Origin of the sequence: uncultured Sphingomonas sp. (assembly GCF_937871615.1) — a bacterium.
Classification (GTDB): Bacteria; Pseudomonadota; Alphaproteobacteria; order Sphingomonadales; family Sphingomonadaceae; genus Sphingomonas.
Genome location: NZ_CALMPA010000045.1, coordinates 89,325 through 108,255 on the forward strand (window position 1 = coordinate 89,325; position 18,931 = coordinate 108,255).

Consider the following 18,931-nt stretch of genomic DNA (forward strand, 5'->3'; position numbering starts at 1 on the left):
CCCGGCCTTTCAGAACATGCTTTCGGGGATGATGATGACATCACCCGGCTCCAGCTTCACATTGGCCGTCGGGTCACCGCTCTTGAGCAGGCGGTTGATCTTCAGCTGATATTCGTGCTGCTTGCCGGTCGCGCGGTCATAGCGGATCAGCCGCGCGCGATTGCCGGCGGCATATTGCGAAAGGCCGCCCACCGCGATCATCGCATCGAGCAACGTCATGTTCGCGCGATACGGCAGCGATGCCGGCTTCTCGGTCGCGCCGACGATGCGCACCTGCTGGCTGTAGGTGCCGGAAAAATTCTCGACGATCACCGATACGATCGGGTCTTTGATATATTCGCCCAGCGCCGCCTTCATATCGTCGGCGAGTTGCGCCGGCGTCTTGCCCACGGCGGACATGTCGTTGACCAGCGGCGTGGTGATGCGGCCATCGGGGCGCACCTGCACCTTGGCGGACAGTTCGGGATTGCGCCACACGAAGATCTGCAGCGAATCGAGCGGCCCGATGACATATTGCTCGCCGGGTTGCTCCGCTTTGGCGACAAAGGCGGCGGACGGCAGCCCGCCTGGCCGTGCCTTGTCCTGAGCGCAGCCCGCCAGCATCACCGATGCCACGGTCATCGCCGCCAGGCCACGGGAACCATTGCCGAAACGCATAACATTCTCCTTCGCGCGCCCGGCCTGGCGGGAGACGTCTTCCCCGCCGGATGCACTCGTTTCCGGCCTATGGGGTCAAGAGGTGAAGATAGCGTTAGGAACGACTGACTATGCGCTCCGCCGGCGCCGGATGGCCGAGAAACGCCGTCGGGCTGGCGGTGACGCCATAAGCGCCGGCGAGGAAGATCGCGATGATATCGCCCGGCGCCGCATGGGGCAGCGCCACGCGATCGCCCAGCCGGTCGAGCGGTGTGCACAGGCACCCCACTACGGACACCTCACCGTATGCCGCCTCCCCCATGCGATGCGCCACCGCGATCGGATAGTTGCGCCGCACCACGGTGCCGAAATTGCCGCTGGCGGCGAGCTGGTGGTGAAGCCCGCCATCGACGACGAGGAAGGTCTCGCCCCGGCTCTCCTTCCGATCGACCACGCTGGTGAGATAGACCCCGGCCTCCGCCACCAGCCAGCGCCCCAGTTCGATCGCGAAACGCGCGTCGCCAAGGATCGGCGCGCGCGCTTCAAGCGTCGCCGCCAGCGCGTCGCCGATCCGATTGATATCGAGCGGGATGTCGCCCGGAAAATAGGGAATGCCGAATCCCCCGCCGAGATTGACCAGCGGCGGGGCCGCCCCCGCTTCGTCCGCCAGCCGCGCGGCGAGCGCGACCGTCGCCGCCTGCGTGTCGATGATCGCCGCCGCGTCGAGCGCCTGCGAGCCCGCGAAGATATGGAAGCCGCGCCAGTCCGCCCCGCCGTCACGGATCAGGCGCACCACGTCCGCCGCCATTTCCGCATCCACGCCGAAGGGCGATGGGCGACCGCCCATCTTCATCCCCGATCCCTTCAGCTCCATATCCGGATTGACCCTGACGGCGAGGCGCGGGCGGGCGCCCAGCCGATCGCCGATCGCCAGTGCGCGCCGGGCCTCGCCTATGGATTCGACGTTCAGCGTGGCGCCGCAGATGATCGCCGCCTCCAGTTCCGCGTCGCGCTTGCCCGGCCCGGCGAAGCTGATGTGCCTGGCCGGCATCTCCTTCAGCGCGACGGATAATTCGCCGGCGGAGGCCACGTCGATCCCGTCGACCAGCGGCGCGATCGCAGCGAGCAATATCGGGTTCGGGTTCGCCTTCATCGCATAATGCAGGTCAATCGCGGGCATCGCCGCGCGGAACCGCGCAACCCGCGCCGCGACGATCGCGGGATCATAGACGAAACACGGCGATCCGGCCTCGGCGATCCAATCGGTCGCACGCCGCCCGCCGATCGTCAATTCACCCCGCTGCCCGGCAAATTCGGGCGGGATCGGCCCCATCGGCTTCATGGCGTCACCTCCGCACGGATTCGGGCACGATCGAGCTTGCCATTGGGGTTGCGCGGCAGATCGCCGCGCCACTCGATCCGCGCCGGCTGCATGAAATTGGGCAGATCACGCTTGAGCCGTTCGCGCAACGCCCCCTCCTGCGACGCATCGCCGCGCAGCACCAGCACGATCGCCTGCCCCAGCCGCGCATCGGCAACGCCAATTGCGACCGCCTCCGCCGCCTCACCACCGGCAACGGCGGCCTCTTCCAGTTCGGCGGGGCTGATGCGGTTCCCCGCGCTCTTGATCATTTCATCGTCACGCCCGACGAAGCGGAGCAACCCTTCCGCATCCGCAATCACCGTATCGCCGGACCATACCGCCGTTCCGCCATAATGCGAGAAGGCCGGCGCCGGGCGAAAGCGTTGCGCGCTGCGCGCCGCGTCCCGCCAATAGCCCTGCGCGACCAGCGGGCCGGCATGGACCAGTTCGCCCGCCTCTCCTGCGCCCGCGCGGGTGCCATCCGGGCGCACGACCAGCACCTCGGCATGGGGGATCGCGCGACCGATCGATTCGGGGCGGCTGTCGACCAGCGCCGGATCGAGGAAGGTCGAGCGGAACGCCTCGGTCAGCCCGTACATCGGATACAGGCGCGCGGCGGGGAACCTTTCCCGCAGCGCGCGCACCAGCCGGGGCGTCAGCGCGCCGCCGGAATTGGTCAGCCGCGTGATCCGCGCGGCGGTCTCTGTCGGCCAGTCCGCCTCGATCAATTGCACCCACAAGGGCGGCACCCCCGCCAGCGTCGTCGCCGAAACCCGCTCCACCGCCTTCACCACATCGCGCGCCGTAAGATAATCGAGCGGCGCCACCGCAGCGCCCGCCGCCCATGTCGACAGCAACTGGCTCTGGCCATAGTCGAAACTCAACGGCAACACGCCAAGCACGCGATCTTCTGGCACAATTTCAAGATAATGCGCGACGGAATTCGCACCAAACCACAGATTGGCGTGGCTCAACATCACGCCCTTGGGCCGCCCGGTCGAACCCGATGTGTAGAGGATCGCGGCCAGCGCATCCGGATCACCCGAGGAACGCGGCAACGCATCGCCCTCACCCGGCTCCACCGCGACGATCACTTCCGTCGCGAGGTCATCCGCCGCCAGCGTCGCTGCGCGCGGCGGTTGGGTGAGCAGCAGCCGTGCACCGCTATCCGCCATGATATGCGCCACCTGGGCGCGCTTCAGCAGCGGATTGATCGGCACATGGACCAGCCCCGCGCGCGGCGCGGCGAGCGGCATCAGACAGGCGGCACGCGCCTTGGGTAGCCAGGTCGCGACGCGATCACCCGGCGCGAAGCCGAAGCCCGCCAGCCAGCCAGCGAGCCGCGCGACCGCCTGCTCCACCTCCCGATAGGTCAGCGTCGTGCCGCGCTCGATCAGCGCGGGGGCGTCGTCCGCCCCGGCAAGGACGTGATCTATCAATTGCGGGGTCGGGTCTAGCGGCACCATGATGCTTTCCATGGCCGAACCCGTTGCGGATTTCATCCCCCCGTCCTAACGGCCCGTCCTGACGGGAAGGGATCGCGCATGGGGCGAGCAGGGATGGACGAGATCGAACAGGCTGTGCGCGCGGTGTTGCGCCATGCGCTTGGGCTGTCCGAGGCACAGGTCGCCGCCTTCCATGCCGACACGCCGTTGTTCGGCGCGCTGCCCGAACTCGATTCGATGGCGGTCGCCGGGGTGTTGACCGAACTGGAAGATCGGCTGGGCATCACCATCGACGATGACGATATCGACGGCGACATGCTGGAGACGTTCGGCGCGCTCGCGCGCTTCGCCGCGGACAAGGTGGCCGCCTGAGCGCCCCGCGCATCACGCATTACGCATGGCGCGGCGGTCGCGAGGCGATGCTGCGTTTCGGACCGGAACGCGGCCCTGTCGTCGCCGCCATCCTCCCCTTGTTCGAGGAGGGCAACCGCACCCGCGCGGCGGCGATCGACGTTCTGCGGCGGCTGGCCGCGCTCGGCATTGGCGGCGCCTTGCCCGATCTGCCCGGCACCGGCGAAAGCCTCGTCCCCACGCGGGCAGCATCGCTGGCGGGCTGGCGAGCGGCCTTCGCCGCGGCGGTGGAGGCGTTGAACGCGCCGGTATTCGCGATGGCGTGGCGCGGCGGCGCGCTGATCGACGGTGGAGCCGAACTCGCTGGCCGGTGGCGCCTCTCCCCGATGACCGGGGCCGAGCAATATCGCGAACTGGCGCGGATTCAGCGGATCGGCGGCGGCGAGGGTTATGCGGGCAACCGTTTGTCGCCCGCATTGCTCGGCGAACTCGATACCGCCGAAACGCCAGCCGCTGGCGCGCTGCGCGTGGCGCGACTGAAAGAAGACCCGCGCGAGGCGGCGCTTTACTTGCCCGGTCGGCCGCTATGGCGCGCCACCGAACCGGGGGTGGATGCTGTGTTGCAGGAAGCGGTGGCCGATGATCTCGCCGCATGGATCGCCGCGTGCGGCGGCTGATCGCCTTCCCCTGCGGCGGCGATACGCTGATCGGCTCGCTTGACGAGGCGCCAGGCGCAACGGGGCTGCTGATCGTTTCGGGGGGTAATGAGATTCGTGCGGGCGCGCATCGCGGCATGGCGATGCTGGCCGCCACTCTGGCCGCGGAGGGCGTACCCGTGTTCCGCTATGACCGGCGCGGAATCGGCGATTCGAGCGGAGAAAATCGCGGCTTCTATGCGGCGCGAGACGATCTGCTCGCCGCAGCCGCGGCGTTTCGCGCCGAAGCGCCGCATATCACCCGGCTGACAGGGTTCGGTAATTGCGACGCAGCGACGACGCTGGCGCTCCACGGCAAGGCGGCGGGAATCGCACGGGTGCTGCTCGCCAACCCATGGGTGATCGAGCCGGTGGACGGGCTGCCCCCGCCCGCCGCAATACGCGCGCATTATGCCGCGCGGCTGCGTGATCCCGCGACATGGCGCCGCGCGCTCAGCGGCGGCGTTTCGATCGGTAAATTCATCCGTGGTTTACGGCGCATTTCGGATGGATCGACTGAGGCCGGGTCGCTCGCCGCCACCGCGCTGCCGGCTATCGCGGGCTGGGGATCGAAGGCGACGGTTATTCTGGCGGAGGGCGACGCCACCGCCATCGCTTATGCCGATGCCGCGAAACGCGCAGCGGTGGCGCCGCGCACGATCGTTATCCCCTCCACCTCACATAGCTTCGCGCGGCAAGCGGACGCCGCCGCGCTGGCGGCGGCGATCCGCGATCTTGTCAACGCTTGCGAATAAACGCGCGAATGTCGTTGGAAAGTTTCTGCAAATCCTCATCACGCACGTACATCATGTGGCCGGCGTGATAATAATGCCATTCGATCCGCCCGTCAGTGGGCATTCCGGTCCGGCTGAATGAATATTCCGCGCCGAAGAAGGGCGTCGCGAAATCATAATAGCCCTGCCCGGCGAACACGCGCAGCCCGCTGTTCTCGCGCAGCGCACGACCGATATAGGGCGCCACATTGACGTAGACCGAGCCGCCGCGCGGGCCGGGGATCTTCCAGTCCCAGTCGCGCACCGCGCCGATCGAGGAATAGACCAGTTCGGGCGAATATTTCAGCCCCTCGCGCGCCCACCAATTCATCGCGGCGGTATAGGAACCGTCAATGCCATAGAAGCTCGGATCGTTATCCGGCTCCTCCCCCGCATTGTCGTAATCCTTGCCGGTGTAGCGCGTATCGAGCCGCCCGATCGTCAGCCCGCGATCGCGCAGCAATTCCTTGTAGAAGCGCCCCGGCGACAGCCTCAGGTCCGCATTGCTGAGAAAGGTTTGCGACACGCCGGTGAAGCGCGAGAGCTGCGGCAGGATCTGCGCACGCTCCTCGGCAGACAGGTTGTTGCCCTTTAGCAGCGCCGAGGCATAGGGGCCGATCGCCCAGGCGCGCGCCTCCGCCACGAATTCCTCGACCGTGGCGGGCTTGTTCGGCACCTTGTTGTGATACCAGGCCGTTGCCGCCATCGACGGCAGGTTGGTGACATAGCCAAGTTCGTTGCCCGGCGCTTCCGCCGCCTGGCTGAAATCCATGATCGAGGAGATCAGGATGATGCCGTTCACCGCGACATCGGTATAGCTGCCCTCAAGCTCGTTGATGACCGCCGCCGAACGCGTGGTGCCATAGCTTTCGCCGCCGATGAACTTCGGCGCATTCCACCGGCCATTGGCGTCCAGCCACAATCGGATGAACCGCGCCATCGACTTGGCATCGGCGGTGATGCCCCAATAATCCTTCGGATCGGTCTTGCCGAGCGCGCGGCTGAAGCCGGTGCCGACCGGGTCGATGAATACAAGGTCCGTCGCATCCAGCAGCGAGGCGTTGTTGTCGATGATGCGATAAGGCGGCGCGCCATCGTCCTTGGCATCGGGCAGCACGACGCGCTTCGGCCCGAACGCGCCCATCTGAAGCCAGAGCGATCCGGAGCCGGGACCGCCGTTCCACAGGAACGTCACCGGGCGGTTCGGATCGACCGGCCCTTCCTTGATATAGCTATAGGAGGTGATCGCCGCGAGCGGCTTGCCGTCCTTGTCCTTCAGATAGGTTTCGCCCGCGATCGCCTTGTACGCGATCTTCACCCCGCCGAACGTGCCGCTGTGGTGCGTCACCGAAACGACGGGCGGCGGGATCGCGGGATCGCCGCTCTTTTCCGCAGGCGCCTTGTCGTCCGTCTTTTTGTCCTGCGCGATGGCCGGCGCCGCCAGCATGATGCCCGCCGCCGACAACGCGAGCGCGATCCGAAACTTCATCATTCCCCCCGGTTCATTATCGTTCAGGCGAAGGTGTGTATCACCTTCACAATACACGTAAAGCTATTCCGCCGCTTCGGCGAGCTTTTCAAAATCGGCCTCGGCAAGGAAGCGTTCCGCATCCAGCGCGGCCATGCAGCCGGTGCCCGCCGCCGTCACCGCCTGGCGATAGACCTTGTCCATCACGTCGCCGCACGCGAACACGCCCGCCACACTGGTGCGCGTCGAGCCGGTCTGCACCGCGACATAGCCGTCGGCATCAAGCGCGACATGGCCGCGGAACAATTCGGTCGCCGGATGATGCCCGATCGCGACGAAGCCGCCCTCGACATCGAGCCGCGACGCCTCGCCCGTCTCCGTGTCGCGCAGATCGAGCGCGACGAGGCCCGCCGTGCCGCCGCCATCGACGAATTCGCGCACTTCCTTGTTCCACAGCACCGTGATGTTCGGATGCGCGAACAGCCGATCCTGAAGGATCTTCTCCGCGCGCAGCGAATCGCGGCGGTGGATCAGCGTGACGTTATCGGAATGGTTGGTGAGATAGAGCGCCTCCTCGACAGCGGTATTGCCGCCGCCGATCACCGCCACCTTCTTGCCGCGATAGAAAAAGCCGTCGCAGGTGGCGCAGGCGCTGACGCCCTTGCCCTTCATCGGCTCCTCGCTGTCGATGCCGAGCCATTTGGCCTGCGCGCCGGTGGCGATCACCAGCACATCGCCTTCATAAACGTCCCCGCCGTCGCCGATCAGGCGGAACGGCCGCTTCGAGAGATCAACCTCGACGATCGTATCCCACATCAGCCGCGTGCCGACGTGCTCGGCCTGCTTCTGCATCTGCTCCATCAGCCACGGGCCCTGGATCACGTCGGCGAAACCGGGATAATTCTCCACGTCGGTGGTGGTGGTGAGTTGGCCGCCGGGCTGGATGCCCTGAACGACGATCGGCTGCATCCCGGCGCGCGCGCCATAGATGGCGGCGGAAAGGCCGGCCGGGCCGGAACCGAGAATCAGCATACGGGTGGAATGAATTGTCATGGCGCATGATGTAGAATGTGCATTCGCGCTTGCAAACCGCTCGCGTTGCGCGCGCGCCAAAGTCCTGCTTTGGTGACGGCATGACCGACTTTACCCCGATGCTCCAGCCCGATCGCGGCCAGCCGGCACGCGCGATCCACGTCGTCCATCCCAATGCCTTCGCCGACTGGCTCGCCGGCCAGCCGCCCCGCGTGCGCAGCGCGATCGCGGCGAACCGGGTGACGGGCAAGGCGGGCGAACGCGCGGTGCTGCCCGGCGAGGGCGCGGAGGAATGGTCGTATCTGCTCGTCTGCCCCGAGCCGGAAAGCTCGCCATGGCGGATCGCGTCGCTCGGCACCTCGCTGCCGGAGGGCACCTATCGCCTCGCCTCGGGCGAGCCGGGGGCGGCGATGCTCGGCTGGTTGCTCGGCCAATATCGCTTCGAGCGCTATCGCGCCGATCCGGCTGAGCCGCGCGTGTTGCTCTCGGGCGAACCCGCGCGGATCGACGAGGCGCTGCGCGTCGCGGAGGCCACCGCCATGGTGCGCGATCTGGTCAACACCGGCGCATCCGATCTCGGCCCGGCGGGGCTGGAGGAGATCGCCGGGGCGCTGGCAAAGAAACATGGCGCGACGCTCACCGTGACGCGCGGCGATGCGCTCGCCACGGGCTATCCGATGATCCACGCCGTCGGGCAGGCGGCGGCGAAGGAACATGCGCCGCGCCTGATCGAGCTGGAATGGGGCGATCCCGCGCATCCGCGCGTCGCGCTGGTCGGCAAGGGCGTGTGCTTCGATTCGGGCGGGCTGGATATCAAGCCGGCCGCGGGTATGCGGCTGATGAAGAAGGATATGGGCGGCGCGGCGCATATGCTCGCTCTGGCTGGCCTTGTGATGGGCGCGCGGCTGAAGGTCAGGCTCCACCTGCTGATCCCGGCGGTGGAGAATGCGGTGGCCGGCAACGCCTTCCGCCCCGGCGACGTACTCAAGACGCGCAAGGGCCTGACGGTGGAGAACACCAATACCGATGCCGAGGGGCGGCTGATCCTTGGCGACGCGCTCGCGAAGGCGGTGGAATCGTCGCCATCGCTGATCCTCGATTTCGCGACGCTCACCGGCGCCGCGCGCGTGGCGCTTGGCCCGGATATGCCGCCGCTGTTCGCCAATGACGAGGCACTGGCGGCGGAATTGCTGGCGGCATCCGAAAGCGTGAAGGATCCCTTGTGGCGAATGCCGCTGTGGGACGGTTATGACGAGATGCTGAAATCCGACATCGCGGACATGGTGAATTCACCCGACAGTGGCTTTGCCGGCGCGATCACCGCCGCCTTGTTCCTGCGCCGTTTCGTGCCGGAAACGATCGCGTGGGCGCATGTCGATACTTTCGCATGGCGACCGGCGGCGAAAGCCGGGCGCCCCAAGGGCGGCGATGCGCTCGGCCTGCGCGCGGCATGGGAAGTGCTGAAGACGCGGTTCGGTTGAAGCCGGCGCGGCGTCAGACCGTGCGCGCCGCGCCCACTTCATAGGCGACGAGATCGCGCTGACCAATGCCAAGCGCGGGCCATGCCGCGCGCCACGCCTTGATATGCGCGGAGGCGAAGTGGCGTTCCAGCGCCGCTTCGTCCCGCCACAGTTCCCTCACATGGATCAGGCCGGCGTCGAGCACATCCTCGGCATAGGCATAAAGCAGGCAGCCATCCTCGGCGCGGCTCGCCTCGATCATCGCGGCCATCGCCGGGCGCGCCCGATCCAGCCGGTCGCGCGACAACCGAAATGTTCCGACGATCAGCAGCATCAGGCCGTGCGACCGCTCACGCCATCGCGCGTGCCGTCGATCAGCACGAACGCCACGCGCGCCATCGCGGTGCCACGATTTTCCCAGCCATGCGAGGTGCCGCGCTGGATCAGGATGTCGCCGGCGCGCAGCAGCGTTTCGTCGCGATCCATCACCGCCCAAATTTCCCCGGCCAGCACGATCGCATAATCGACCGTATCGGTGGTGTGCATCCCGGCGCTGCGCTCGCTGCCCGCGTGATGATCGGCATCGGGATAGAGCAACGCGAACACCTGCGCGGCAAGTGCTGCCTGATCGGCACGCGATCCCTCCTGCGGCGGAAAATCTATCACGCGCAGCACCGTGCCGCCCGGTGGGGGCAGCACACCCTTGTGTTCGGCGATCGTATCCGGTGCCTCGATCGGCGCCGGAGCCGCGCCGGTGCGCCAGATATTATCGCTGCGAAACGGCGAGCCGGGCAGCGCGAATCCTGCCGGGCTCGGCCCGTCGGCGGCGATGTGTGATCGCCCCTCCCCGTCGATCGCGGTGAGGACACGGCGAACTTGGCGGAGGGGCGCCAGCGTCATGCGTCCGCGCCCGCCGCGATGATCGGCGCGAACTTCGCAGCCGTCAGGCTCGCGCCGCCGACCAGCGCGCCATCCACGTCGCTGGCATGAAGCAACGCGGCGGCGTTATCCGCCGTCACCGATCCGCCATAGAGCAGCCGCACGCCCGCGCCGCCCTCCGCGCCGAGCAATTCCACCAGCGTTGCGCGGATCGCGCCGTGCATCGCCTCCACATCCGCGACGGTCGCGGTGCGCCCGGTGCCGATCGCCCAGATCGGCTCGTAAGCGATAGCGAGCCAGTCGCCGCGCGCACCCTCTGGCAGCGACGCGCGGATCTGCGCCGTCACCACGGCCACCGCGCGGCCACTCTCGCGCTCGTCGAGCGTTTCGCCGACGCACAGGATCGCGTCCATCCCGTTGCGGCGCAGCGCCTCCGCCTTGGCCTTCACATCGGCGTCGCTCTCGCACTGGCCCTGGCGGCGTTCGGAATGGCCGACGATCGAGAAGCGCGCGCCCGCCTCCTTCGCCATCGCGGCGGAGATGCAGCCGGTATGTGCGCCGCTGTCGGCGGCATGAACGTCCTCCGCCCCGATCGGGAAGGAGGCGCGCTGCGCGGCGGGCGCGATCAGCGTCGCCGGTAGCGCGATCGCCACATCGACGCGCGGATCCATGGCGGCACCGATCCCGTCGAGTTCCGCAAGGCTCGCGAGCGATCCGTTCATCTTCCAGTTTCCGGCAACCAGCTTACGACGCATATTCCTCCCCTTGATGGCGATAATCACGATTGCATCGGGCGATAGCCGCGCTCGGCGCTTGATGCCACCGGAAGCCGACCCTAAAGCCCTCACCTGCAACTTCACGGGTTTTTACGAGTATGCTCGGCTTCTTTCGGCGGATCACCAATTCCAAGATCGGGCTAATCATCACCTTCGGCGTTCTCGCCATGATCGCGGTGGCCTTTGCCGCGGGCGACGTCACCGGGTTGCGCTCCGGCTCCGGCGCGATGACGACAACCACCGTCGCACGGATCGGCAATACCGTGATCGGCGAAGCGCAGTTGAAACAGCGCGTCACCGATCAGCTCAACGAAATCCGCCAGCAGAATCCGACGGTGGACATGGCGACGCTGATCGCCAACGGCGGCGTCGAGAGCATTCTCGATCAGCTCACCACCGGCATCGCGCTCGAAAAATTCGGCCAGGATCAGGGCATGGCGGTCAGCCGCGCGCTGGTGGGCAGCGAGTTGCAGAGCATTCCGGCGCTGATCGGGCCGACCGGAAAGTTCGATCAGGCCGCTTACGAGCGTATCCTCCAGCAGCGCCGGCTGACCGACGCGCAGATCCAGGGCGAGATCGCGCAGCAGACGATGGCGCGCTTCCTGATGGGGCCGACCGTCGGGGCGACGCAAATGCCCGAATCCGTGGCGCTGCCTTATGCCTCTCTGCTGCTTGAGCGCCGCACCGGCGAGGTGGCGATCGTTCCCGCCGCGGCGATGATCGGCGGCCCGGCGCCAACCGACGCGGAAGTGCAGGATTTCTACAAGCGCAACGTCGCGCGTTATACCGTGCCGGAACGCCGCGTGATCCGCTACGCGCTCGTCACCTCGGATATGCTGAAGGCGCAGGCCCAGCCGAGCGAGGCGGAGATCGCGCAGGCCTATAACGCCGATCGCGCCAAATATGCCGCGAAGGAGCGCCGCACGCTCACGCAGGTCGTCGTGCTCGATCAAAAGGGCGCCGAGGCGCTTGCCGCCAAGGCAAAGGCCGGCTCGATCGCCGATGCCGCGCGCGCCGCCGGGCTGGAGCCGCGCACGATCAGCGCGGTGGAAAAGGCGGCCTACGCGAGCCAGACCTCCGCCGCTGCCGCCGACGCCGCTTTCGGCGCCGCCAAAGGTGCTGTGATCGGCCCGATCAAGGGCGGGATCGGCTTTATCGTCGCGAAGGTCGATGCGATCGAGCAGGTGCCCGCCAAAACGCTGGCGCAGGTCCATGAGGAGATCGCCAAGGCGCTCACCGCGCAGAAGACGATCGCGGCGATGAGCAAAATCCACGACAAGCTGGACGATGCGATCGCCGATAACGCCAATTTCAGCGAACTCGCCAACGACAACAAGCTCACCATGCAGGCAACGCCCGCGCTCACCAGCGCCGGGATCAACCCTGACGATGCAGCGTCCAAGCCCGATCCCGCGCTGGCCGAAATCGTCAAGGCCGGCTTCGCTGCGGAGGAAGGCGATTCGCCGACGATGGTGCAGCTCGCGCCCGATGGCAGCTTCGCGCTCGTCTCGCTCGATCGCGTCGTTCATTCGGCCCCCCGCCCGCTCGACAAGGTGCGCGACGCGGTGGCGAAGGATTTCGCGACCGATCGCGCGCGTAAAGCGGCGCGCCAGGCCGCCTCCGCGATCCTCGCCAAGGTGCAGAAGGGCGTTCCGCTGGCACAGGCGGTGGCGCAATCGGGCGCGAAAGGCGCCAGCACCCAGCCGATCGGCGCGGTGCGCGGCCAGATCAACGATCCGCGCGGCGCCAATCCCGCGCTCGCGCTGCTGTTCAGCCTGCCCGGCGGTGGGGCGCGGCTGCTGGAGGCGCCGAACAACGCGGGCTGGATGGTCGTCAAACTCGACACGATCGTCGCCGGAGACGCCGCGAAGATGCCGCAGCTCGTCACCTCCACGCGCCGCGAACTGGGCAGCATGGTCGGTCGCGAATATGCCGAGCAATTCACCAATGCGGTGAAGGCTGAAATGAAGGCGACGCGTAACCAGGCTGAAATCGCGCGGGTGAAGGCCGATCTTGCGGGCAAGGATGCGTCCAATCAATAACGCTGCCGAAACCGCGCTTGCCGCCGGGCGCCCCGCGCTCGTGTGGCGGCGGCGCGTCGCCGATACCGAAACGCCGGTTGCCGTCGCGCTCAAGCTGATCGAGCCGGGACGCGGCGATTTCCTGCTCGAATCGGTCGAGGGTGGATCGGTGCGCGGGCGCCACAGCCTGATCGGCCTCGCCCCCGATCTGGTGTTTCGCGCCGAGGGAAACAGCGCGGCGATCAACCCGCACTGGCTGACCGATCGCGACGCCTTCACCCCCTGCCCCGAACCGACGCTAGAGGCATTGCGGCGGCTGGTCGCGGATTGCCGCGCCGACGTTCCGCAGGGGTTGCCGCGCGCGCTTGCCTGCCTCGTCGGCTATTTCGGTTATGAAACCATGGCGCTGGCGGAAAACCTGCCGGTGCCGGCGGCGGACCCGCTCGGCCTGCCAGACATGATGTTCGTGCGGCCAACGGTGATCCTGGTGTTCGATCGGCTGGCCGACGCGCTGTTTCTCGTCGCGCCCGCCTGGCCCGATGGCAGCCGTGCGCCCGCGGCGATCGTCGCCCAGGCGGAGGAACGGCTCGATGCGGTGGAAGCGCGGCTCGCCGCCGCCACGCTGCCCCCGCGCGTGAGCGGCGAGCCGATGGAGGTTGCGCTCAACCCCGTGCTTGCGCCTGGCCGCTATGGCGAAATGGTTTCGCGGGCGAAGGAATATATCGCGGCGGGCGATATCTTTCAGGTGGTGCTGGCGCAGCGTTTCACCGCGCCCTTCGCGCTGCCGCCGTTCGAGCTTTACCGCGCATTGCGGCGCATCAACCCCTCACCCTTCCTCTATCACCTCGATCTGCCGGGCTTCGCGCTGATCGGCTCCAGCCCGGAAATCCTCGTCCGCGCGCGTGATGGCGAAGTGACGATCCGCCCGATCGCCGGCACCCGCCCGCGTGGGCGTACCGCCAGCGAGGATGAGGCGAACCGCGCCAGCCTGCTCGCTGATCCGAAGGAACGCGCCGAACATCTGATGCTGCTCGATCTAGGCCGCAACGATGTGGGCCGCGTGGCATCCGCCGGCAGCGTGACGGTGACGGACAGCTACATGGTCGAATTTTACAGCCATGTGATGCACATCGTCTCGAACGTCGTCGGCCGGCTCGATCCCGCGCATGACGCGATCGACGCATTGCTGGCGGGCTTCCCGGCAGGCACGGTGAGCGGCGCGCCCAAAGTGCGCGCGTGCCAGATCATCGCCGAACTGGAACAGGAAAAGCGCGGCGCCTATGCCGGCGGCGTCGGGTATTTCTCGCCCGATGGATCAATGGATTCGTGCATCGTGCTGCGCACCGCGGTGGTGAAGAACGGCACGATCCACATGCAGGCCGGCGCCGGCATCGTCGCGGATTCCGATCCGGCTTATGAACAGCGCGAATGCGAGGCGAAGGCCAGCGCGCTCGTCGCCGCCGCGCGGGAGGCGATCGCGCAGGCGAGCGCGGCGGGCTTCGGCCAGTAAGCTCTTTCGGGCGCGCAACAACCCGCGCTTTTCCTGCGCAGGCGGTTGACCCGATCGCCGCCACGGGCAAGATCGCGCGCCATGAAGCGCCTGCTCCTTACCATCGCCGCTCTGTTGCTCTCGCTCGGCGCGCTGCCCGCGCACGCCGGAGTCGTCATCACCTTCTGGAGCCACGAACTGGGCAATCATTTCCCGCACGCCTTCTTCACGCTGCGCGGCACGCCGGATGCAGGCGGCGCTGCGGTCGATCTCAATTACGGCTTCACGCCGAAATCCATCTCGCCCGCGATCCTGTTCGGGCCGGTCAAGGGCCGGATAGACATCGCCAAGCCGAGCTATATCGAGGGCAGCGACGCGCAATTCTCGCTGGAACTTAGCGATGCGCAATATGCCGCCATCCTGCGCCTCGTTGATGAATGGGATGAGAAGAAGGGCGACGCCACCTATCTGATGAATACGCGCAATTGCGTCCATTTCGCGAAGGAAGCCGCGCGCCGCGCCGGCCTTTCGGGGCTGGAGCAACCCGATCTGATGAAGAAGCCGCGATCGTTCCTGAAGGCGATCGCCGCCGCGAATGCCGGGCGGGTGGCGCTGATCGACCGCCACGGCAAGGAATATCTCCGCTCGCTCGCGCCGCTCGGCGCGCCCGTGCCGGTCATCGCGGCCAATGCCCCGGCGAGGGCGCGCTAGAACGGTTGCCGACCCGATTGCATCGGACAACCGTTCTATTTTCCTTTGTTTGCTGCGATTTCCGAGCCGGCAGGTGATTCCACCTGCCTCGAAATCGCGCTAAGGCACCGAAGCGATCTCGATCACTTCGATCGTCGCGTCGAAATGCGGGCTGGGGACGATCAGTCGCCACCGCTTGTCCCCGACGCGATCGAGATAGGCGATCATATCCCGTTTCGCGTCGAGTCCATATTCCAACGGGCGGCGCTCATCGCCCAGTTCCAGCGTGCCGAGAAAAATGCCGCGCCCCGGCGGACCGGCAAAGAAACGACCGATCGGGCGCTGGATGCCGTCGTTCACCACGAACCAGCTTTCGCCACCGTCTTTCCCGACAGTGCAGTTCGCTGGCGGCAAGGTGACGAAATTCTTGTTATCCTTGGCCTTCGCCCCCAGCTTGATGATCCGGCAGCGATAATCGCCGGCGGGAGGAATCGGGCGATCGAGCGCGAGGTCCGGATTGAATAACGCCTCGTCACGCGCAATCTCGTCCGCGCCGCCCGCGGCCTTCGCCTTCGCCAGCGCCTCCACCCACAAGGTGCGCCAGTTGCGCAGCCGCGCGCGATCGTTCTGCGTCGCGACGTGGCGCCAGGCCGCCTCCACGCCCGCGCATGACGACGAAGCCGATCGTTCGGGCAGCTTGCGATCGGGCACCACGCCTTCGGCGGCGGCGCTTGCCTGCGGCGCGGCTTGGGGCGCCGCGGCGGCACCGGCCTGACACGCCGCAACCGCGGCGGTGAGCGCGATCAGCAAGCCCATTCCTGCCCTTTCCTCATGGCTTCGCCATCCATTTTCAGGCCGCCGTCCATCCGCCATCCATCGACAGATTGGCGCCGGTGATCTGCGCCGCCTCGTCACGGCACAGGAACAGCACGAAAGCGGCGACCTGCTCGGGTGTGACGAATTGCTTGGTCGGCTGGGCGGCGAGCAGCACGTCGTTCACCACCTGCTCGCGCGTCAGCCCGCGCGCCTTCATCGTATCGGGGATCTGGTTTTCGACCAGCGGCGTCCAGACATAGCCCGGCGAGATGCAGTTGACGGTGATTCCGCTGGTCGCGGTTTCCAGCGCCACCGTCTTGGTCAGCCCGTCGACGCCGTGCTTAGCCGCGACATAGGCGGATTTGTTGGGGCTGGCGACCTTGCTGTGCGCCGAGGCGGTGGAGATGATCCGCCCCCATTTCTTCTCGCGCATCAGCGGCACCGCCGCGCGCATCATGTGGAACGCGCTGGTCAGGTTGATCGCGATGATCGCATCCCATTTGTCGATCGGAAACTGATCGACCGGCGCGACATGCTGGATGCCGGCGTTGTTGACGATGATGTCCGGCCCGCCCAGTTCGTCATGCGCGCGCTTTATCATCGCCGCGATCTGTTCGGGCTTTGTCATGTCCGCCGCGTCATACAGCGCCTGCGCGCCGCTCAGCGCCGCCAGCCCGGCGCGTTCCTGCTCGATCGCGGCAGCGTCGCCGAAACCGTTAATCACCACCGCCGCGCCCTCCGCCGCCAGCGCCTTCGCGATGGCGAGGCCAATGCCGGAGGTCGATCCGGTGACGACCGCGCTCTTGCCTTTCAGAAACATATCTACTCCTATCTCGCCAGATCGAAGGCCGCCGTGCGACCAGTAAGGACATTCTCCGCGACCAGTTCGGCATTGGCCATCGTCGCCTCCACTGCCTGATGGCCCGCCGCCCAATGCTCGCGCATGGTGCGCGTGGAAAATTCGAAATCGCGCGCGCCGCCCTCCCACGCGTTCGCGCGATAGATCAGATGAACGAGGCTGACCGGCTGCTCCGCCGCCATCGCCGCCAGTGCCTCAACCTCCCGGTCGCCGCGCAGTTCCTCCGGCAATTTGGCGAGGACGCGGCGGACCAGCTCGCGCTCCTTTCGCAGCTTCATCAACTGATCGGTCACTTGCCGGGTGCGGCTGGAAAAGCTGATCTCCTTCGCGCGCGCCGCCACATCCATGATCGTGCGCGGGCGCTTGTCCGCGGCTGAAAACAGATCGACCTGAAAAACGATCAGTCCCTTATGCTGGTTGTCGAGCACATGCTGGAGCGGCGTATTCGATACCAGGCCGCCATCCCAATACCAGCGGCCGTCGATCTCCACCGGCGGCAGCCCCGGCGGCAACGCGCCGGATGCCATCACATGCCGCGCGTCGATCCGCTCCTCGCGCGTGTCGAAATAGCGGAAATTGCCGCTCTCCACATCGACCGCGCCGACGGAAAGCCGCACTGGCCCCTCGTTCAGCAGATCCCAGTCGATCAATCCGTCCAGCGTTTTCGCAAGCGGCGCCGAATCGTAGAAGCTCAGCGCCTCGGGCGTTCCCGGCACCGCCATGAACGGCGGCATGAAGCGCGGGCTGAAGAAGCCCGGCACCCCGGCCATGGCGACGAACCCGGCGGACCATTCATGGACGAATTCGCGCACCATATCGTCGGGCAGGATCGGGAAGCTGGGCAGCCAGCTCGTCGCCTGATCCCAGAACTGACGCAGCCGCTCCACCCGCCGCGCCGGCGGGTTTCCCGCGACGATCGCGGCATTGACCGCGCCGATCGAAATGCCCGCCACCCAATCCGGCTCGATCTGGGCGACGGAAAGCGCCTCGATCACCCCGGCCTGATAGCTGCCGAGCGCGCCGCCGCCCTGCAACACCAGCGCCACCGTATCGGGCAACGGCAATGCCCGCGCGCGGCGCCGGCTAGGTTCGACATCGGCCATGGCACGTTCCTGCACGGGCCGGCGCCCGCGATCAAGCGCGGCACTTGCAACCGCCCCGCCGCTTCGCGCATTCATGCCGGCGCGACGGTGGCGGCTGAGGGGATAGCGCGATGCGGCTCGACGATTTCGATCCGAACATCAATGTCGAGGATCAGCGCGGCCAGAGCTTTGGCGGCGGCGGCGGAGGCGGCGGATTGATCTTCAGCCTGTTGCCGCTGATCGGCAGCCGGTTCGGCTGCGGCGGGATCGCTATCGCGCTGTTGTTGCTCGCGATATTCGGCGGGTTCGGCAATCTTGGGAACATGCTCGGCAGCGGGGTCGGCAATACCCCGCAGATTGGGACCGGCACGCACACGTCCGGCGCGGGCGGGGCAAGCGGCGCCTGCTCGGTCGATCAGTCGAGCCGCGCCGCCTGCAATGCGTTCAGCTCCGCCGACAAGACCTGGGCCGCGCTGTTCGCCCGATCGAACGAGCGTTTCACGCAGCCCAAGCTCGTCTTCTATTCCGGGCAGGGCCGCTCGGGCTGCGGCGCGGCGCAATCGGCGATGGGGCCGTTCTATTGCCCGACCGATCAGGGCATCTATCTCGATACCAGCTTCTTCCAGGAATTGCAGGATCGCTTCCACGCGGCGGGGGATTTCGCGCAGGATTATGTGATCGCCCACGAATTCGGCCATCATATCCAGACGTTGCTCGGCACCTCCGAACAGGTGCGCCGCCAGCAGGCGCGAATGAGCGACGTTGACGCGAACCGCCTTTCGGTCAGGCTGGAGCTTCAGGCCGATTGCTATGCCGGGGTCTGGGCCGCGCAGAACCGCGACCGGCTCGAACCCGGCGACGTGCAGGAAGGGATGACCGCCGCGCAGGCGATCGGCGACGATACGCTCCAGAAGGAAGCGCAAGGCCGCGTGATGCCCGACAGCTTCACCCATGGCACCTCCGCCCAGCGGCAGGCGTGGCTCAAGCGCGGGCTGAACAGCGGCGACCCCGCGCAATGCGACACCTTCTCGGGCGCGATCTGAGATCGGGCCGCATCGCGCCGGCCCCGACCGGCGGGGCTGCAAAAATTTACCCT

Annotated in this window: 19 protein-coding genes; 8 read left to right on the top strand and 11 right to left on the bottom strand. The window is 67.1% G+C overall.

Going from position 1 to position 18,931, the window contains the following annotated elements; all coding sequences use genetic code 11:
• Positions 1 to 9 precede the first annotated feature (9 nt).
• The 3 genes from Q0316_RS11925 to Q0316_RS11935 form a co-directional block, all read right to left on the bottom strand.
• Positions 10 to 657, bottom strand: a complete 648-nt coding sequence (locus Q0316_RS11925; RefSeq protein ID WP_298672680.1) for an XrtA/PEP-CTERM system exopolysaccharide export protein — start codon at positions 655 to 657, stop codon at positions 10 to 12.
• Between the two features lie 94 nt (positions 658 to 751).
• Positions 752 to 1,978, bottom strand: coding sequence for a pyridoxal-dependent decarboxylase, exosortase A system-associated (locus tag Q0316_RS11930; RefSeq protein WP_298672681.1), 1,227 nt, complete (start codon positions 1,976 to 1,978; stop codon positions 752 to 754).
• Positions 1,975 to 3,465: an AMP-binding protein gene (locus tag Q0316_RS11935; protein WP_298673073.1), complete on the bottom strand. Its 1,491-nt coding sequence runs from the start codon at positions 3,463 to 3,465 to the stop codon at positions 1,975 to 1,977. The genes Q0316_RS11930 and Q0316_RS11935 overlap by 4 nt, the downstream gene beginning before the upstream one ends.
• Positions 3,466 to 3,543: 78 nt before the next feature.
• Between Q0316_RS11935 and Q0316_RS11940 the strand changes: the two genes are divergently transcribed.
• Genes Q0316_RS11940 through Q0316_RS11950 form a run of 3 tightly spaced genes read left to right on the top strand, consistent with a single transcriptional unit; the run spans position 3,544 to position 5,245 of the window.
• Positions 3,544 to 3,816, top strand: coding sequence for a phosphopantetheine-binding protein (locus Q0316_RS11940; protein WP_298672682.1), 273 nt, complete (start codon positions 3,544 to 3,546; stop codon positions 3,814 to 3,816).
• A 47-nt stretch (positions 3,817 to 3,863) separates the two neighbouring features.
• A complete protein-coding gene (locus tag Q0316_RS11945) occupies positions 3,864 to 4,472 on the top strand; it encodes a hypothetical protein (protein WP_298672685.1) in 609 nt (202 codons plus the stop codon).
• A complete protein-coding gene (locus Q0316_RS11950; protein WP_298672687.1) occupies positions 4,448 to 5,245 on the top strand; it encodes a hydrolase 1, exosortase A system-associated in 798 nt (265 codons plus the stop codon). The genes Q0316_RS11945 and Q0316_RS11950 overlap by 25 nt, the downstream gene beginning before the upstream one ends.
• Here the strand turns inward: Q0316_RS11950 and Q0316_RS11955 are convergent.
• Both Q0316_RS11955 and trxB read right to left on the bottom strand, forming a co-directional pair.
• The gene (locus tag Q0316_RS11955) at positions 5,229 to 6,755 is read right to left on the bottom strand and encodes a peptidase S10 (RefSeq protein WP_298672689.1); all 1,527 of its coding nucleotides are present in this window, start codon (positions 6,753 to 6,755) and stop codon (positions 5,229 to 5,231) included. The genes Q0316_RS11950 and Q0316_RS11955 overlap by 17 nt on opposite strands.
• Before the next feature lie 60 nt (positions 6,756 to 6,815).
• A complete protein-coding gene (trxB, locus tag Q0316_RS11960) occupies positions 6,816 to 7,784 on the bottom strand; it encodes a thioredoxin-disulfide reductase (RefSeq protein ID WP_298672690.1) in 969 nt (322 codons plus the stop codon).
• An 80-nt stretch (positions 7,785 to 7,864) separates the two neighbouring features.
• Between trxB and Q0316_RS11965 the strand changes: the two genes are divergently transcribed.
• On the top strand, positions 7,865 to 9,244 hold the full coding sequence (locus Q0316_RS11965) for a M17 family metallopeptidase (RefSeq protein ID WP_298672691.1): 1,380 nt from the start codon (positions 7,865 to 7,867) through the stop codon (positions 9,242 to 9,244).
• 13 nt (positions 9,245 to 9,257) lie between these two features.
• Here the strand turns inward: Q0316_RS11965 and Q0316_RS11970 are convergent, their stop codons facing one another.
• Genes Q0316_RS11970 through tpiA form a run of 3 tightly spaced genes read right to left on the bottom strand, consistent with a single transcriptional unit; the run spans position 9,258 to position 10,857 of the window.
• A complete protein-coding gene (locus Q0316_RS11970; protein ID WP_298672693.1) occupies positions 9,258 to 9,557 on the bottom strand; it encodes a putative quinol monooxygenase in 300 nt (99 codons plus the stop codon).
• Entirely contained in the window at positions 9,557 to 10,123 is a 567-nt protein-coding gene (locus Q0316_RS11975) for a cupin domain-containing protein (protein ID WP_298672696.1), read from the bottom strand. Before Q0316_RS11975 ends, Q0316_RS11970 begins: the two co-directional genes overlap by 1 nt.
• Positions 10,120 to 10,857: a triose-phosphate isomerase gene (tpiA, locus tag Q0316_RS11980; protein WP_298672699.1), complete on the bottom strand. Its 738-nt coding sequence runs from the start codon at positions 10,855 to 10,857 to the stop codon at positions 10,120 to 10,122. Before tpiA ends, Q0316_RS11975 begins: the two co-directional genes overlap by 4 nt.
• Positions 10,858 to 10,976: 119 nt before the next feature.
• Between tpiA and Q0316_RS11985 the strand changes: the two genes are divergently transcribed.
• The 3 genes from Q0316_RS11985 (at position 10,977) to Q0316_RS11995 (ending at position 15,099) form a co-directional block, all read left to right on the top strand.
• Positions 10,977 to 12,920 carry a peptidylprolyl isomerase gene (locus tag Q0316_RS11985; protein WP_298672702.1) on the top strand — a complete coding sequence of 648 codons (1,944 nt, stop codon included), beginning with the start codon at positions 10,977 to 10,979 and terminating at the stop codon, positions 12,918 to 12,920.
• Positions 12,904 to 14,409, top strand: coding sequence for an anthranilate synthase component I (trpE, locus tag Q0316_RS11990; RefSeq protein WP_298672705.1), 1,506 nt, complete (start codon positions 12,904 to 12,906; stop codon positions 14,407 to 14,409). Before Q0316_RS11985 ends, trpE begins: the two co-directional genes overlap by 17 nt.
• An 81-nt stretch (positions 14,410 to 14,490) precedes the next feature.
• The gene (locus tag Q0316_RS11995) at positions 14,491 to 15,099 is read left to right on the top strand and encodes a hypothetical protein (RefSeq protein WP_298672707.1); all 609 of its coding nucleotides are present in this window, start codon (positions 14,491 to 14,493) and stop codon (positions 15,097 to 15,099) included.
• Between the two features lie 99 nt (positions 15,100 to 15,198).
• Here the strand turns inward: Q0316_RS11995 and Q0316_RS12000 are convergent, their stop codons facing one another.
• From Q0316_RS12000 to Q0316_RS12010, 3 genes are read right to left on the bottom strand one after another with little or no spacing between them, the layout of a single operon-like run.
• On the bottom strand, positions 15,199 to 15,894 hold the full coding sequence (locus Q0316_RS12000; protein ID WP_298672709.1) for a DUF4893 domain-containing protein: 696 nt from the start codon (positions 15,892 to 15,894) through the stop codon (positions 15,199 to 15,201).
• A gap of 34 nt (positions 15,895 to 15,928) precedes the next feature.
• The gene (locus Q0316_RS12005) at positions 15,929 to 16,714 is read right to left on the bottom strand and encodes a 3-hydroxybutyrate dehydrogenase (protein WP_298672711.1); all 786 of its coding nucleotides are present in this window, start codon (positions 16,712 to 16,714) and stop codon (positions 15,929 to 15,931) included.
• 8 nt (positions 16,715 to 16,722) lie between these two features.
• Positions 16,723 to 17,856: a patatin-like phospholipase family protein gene (locus tag Q0316_RS12010; RefSeq protein WP_298673075.1), complete on the bottom strand. Its 1,134-nt coding sequence runs from the start codon at positions 17,854 to 17,856 to the stop codon at positions 16,723 to 16,725.
• Between the two features lie 110 nt (positions 17,857 to 17,966).
• Between Q0316_RS12010 and Q0316_RS12015 the strand changes: the two genes are divergently transcribed.
• On the top strand, positions 17,967 to 18,878 hold the full coding sequence (locus Q0316_RS12015) for a neutral zinc metallopeptidase (protein WP_298672713.1): 912 nt from the start codon (positions 17,967 to 17,969) through the stop codon (positions 18,876 to 18,878).
• Positions 18,879 to 18,931: the final 53 nt, after the last annotated feature.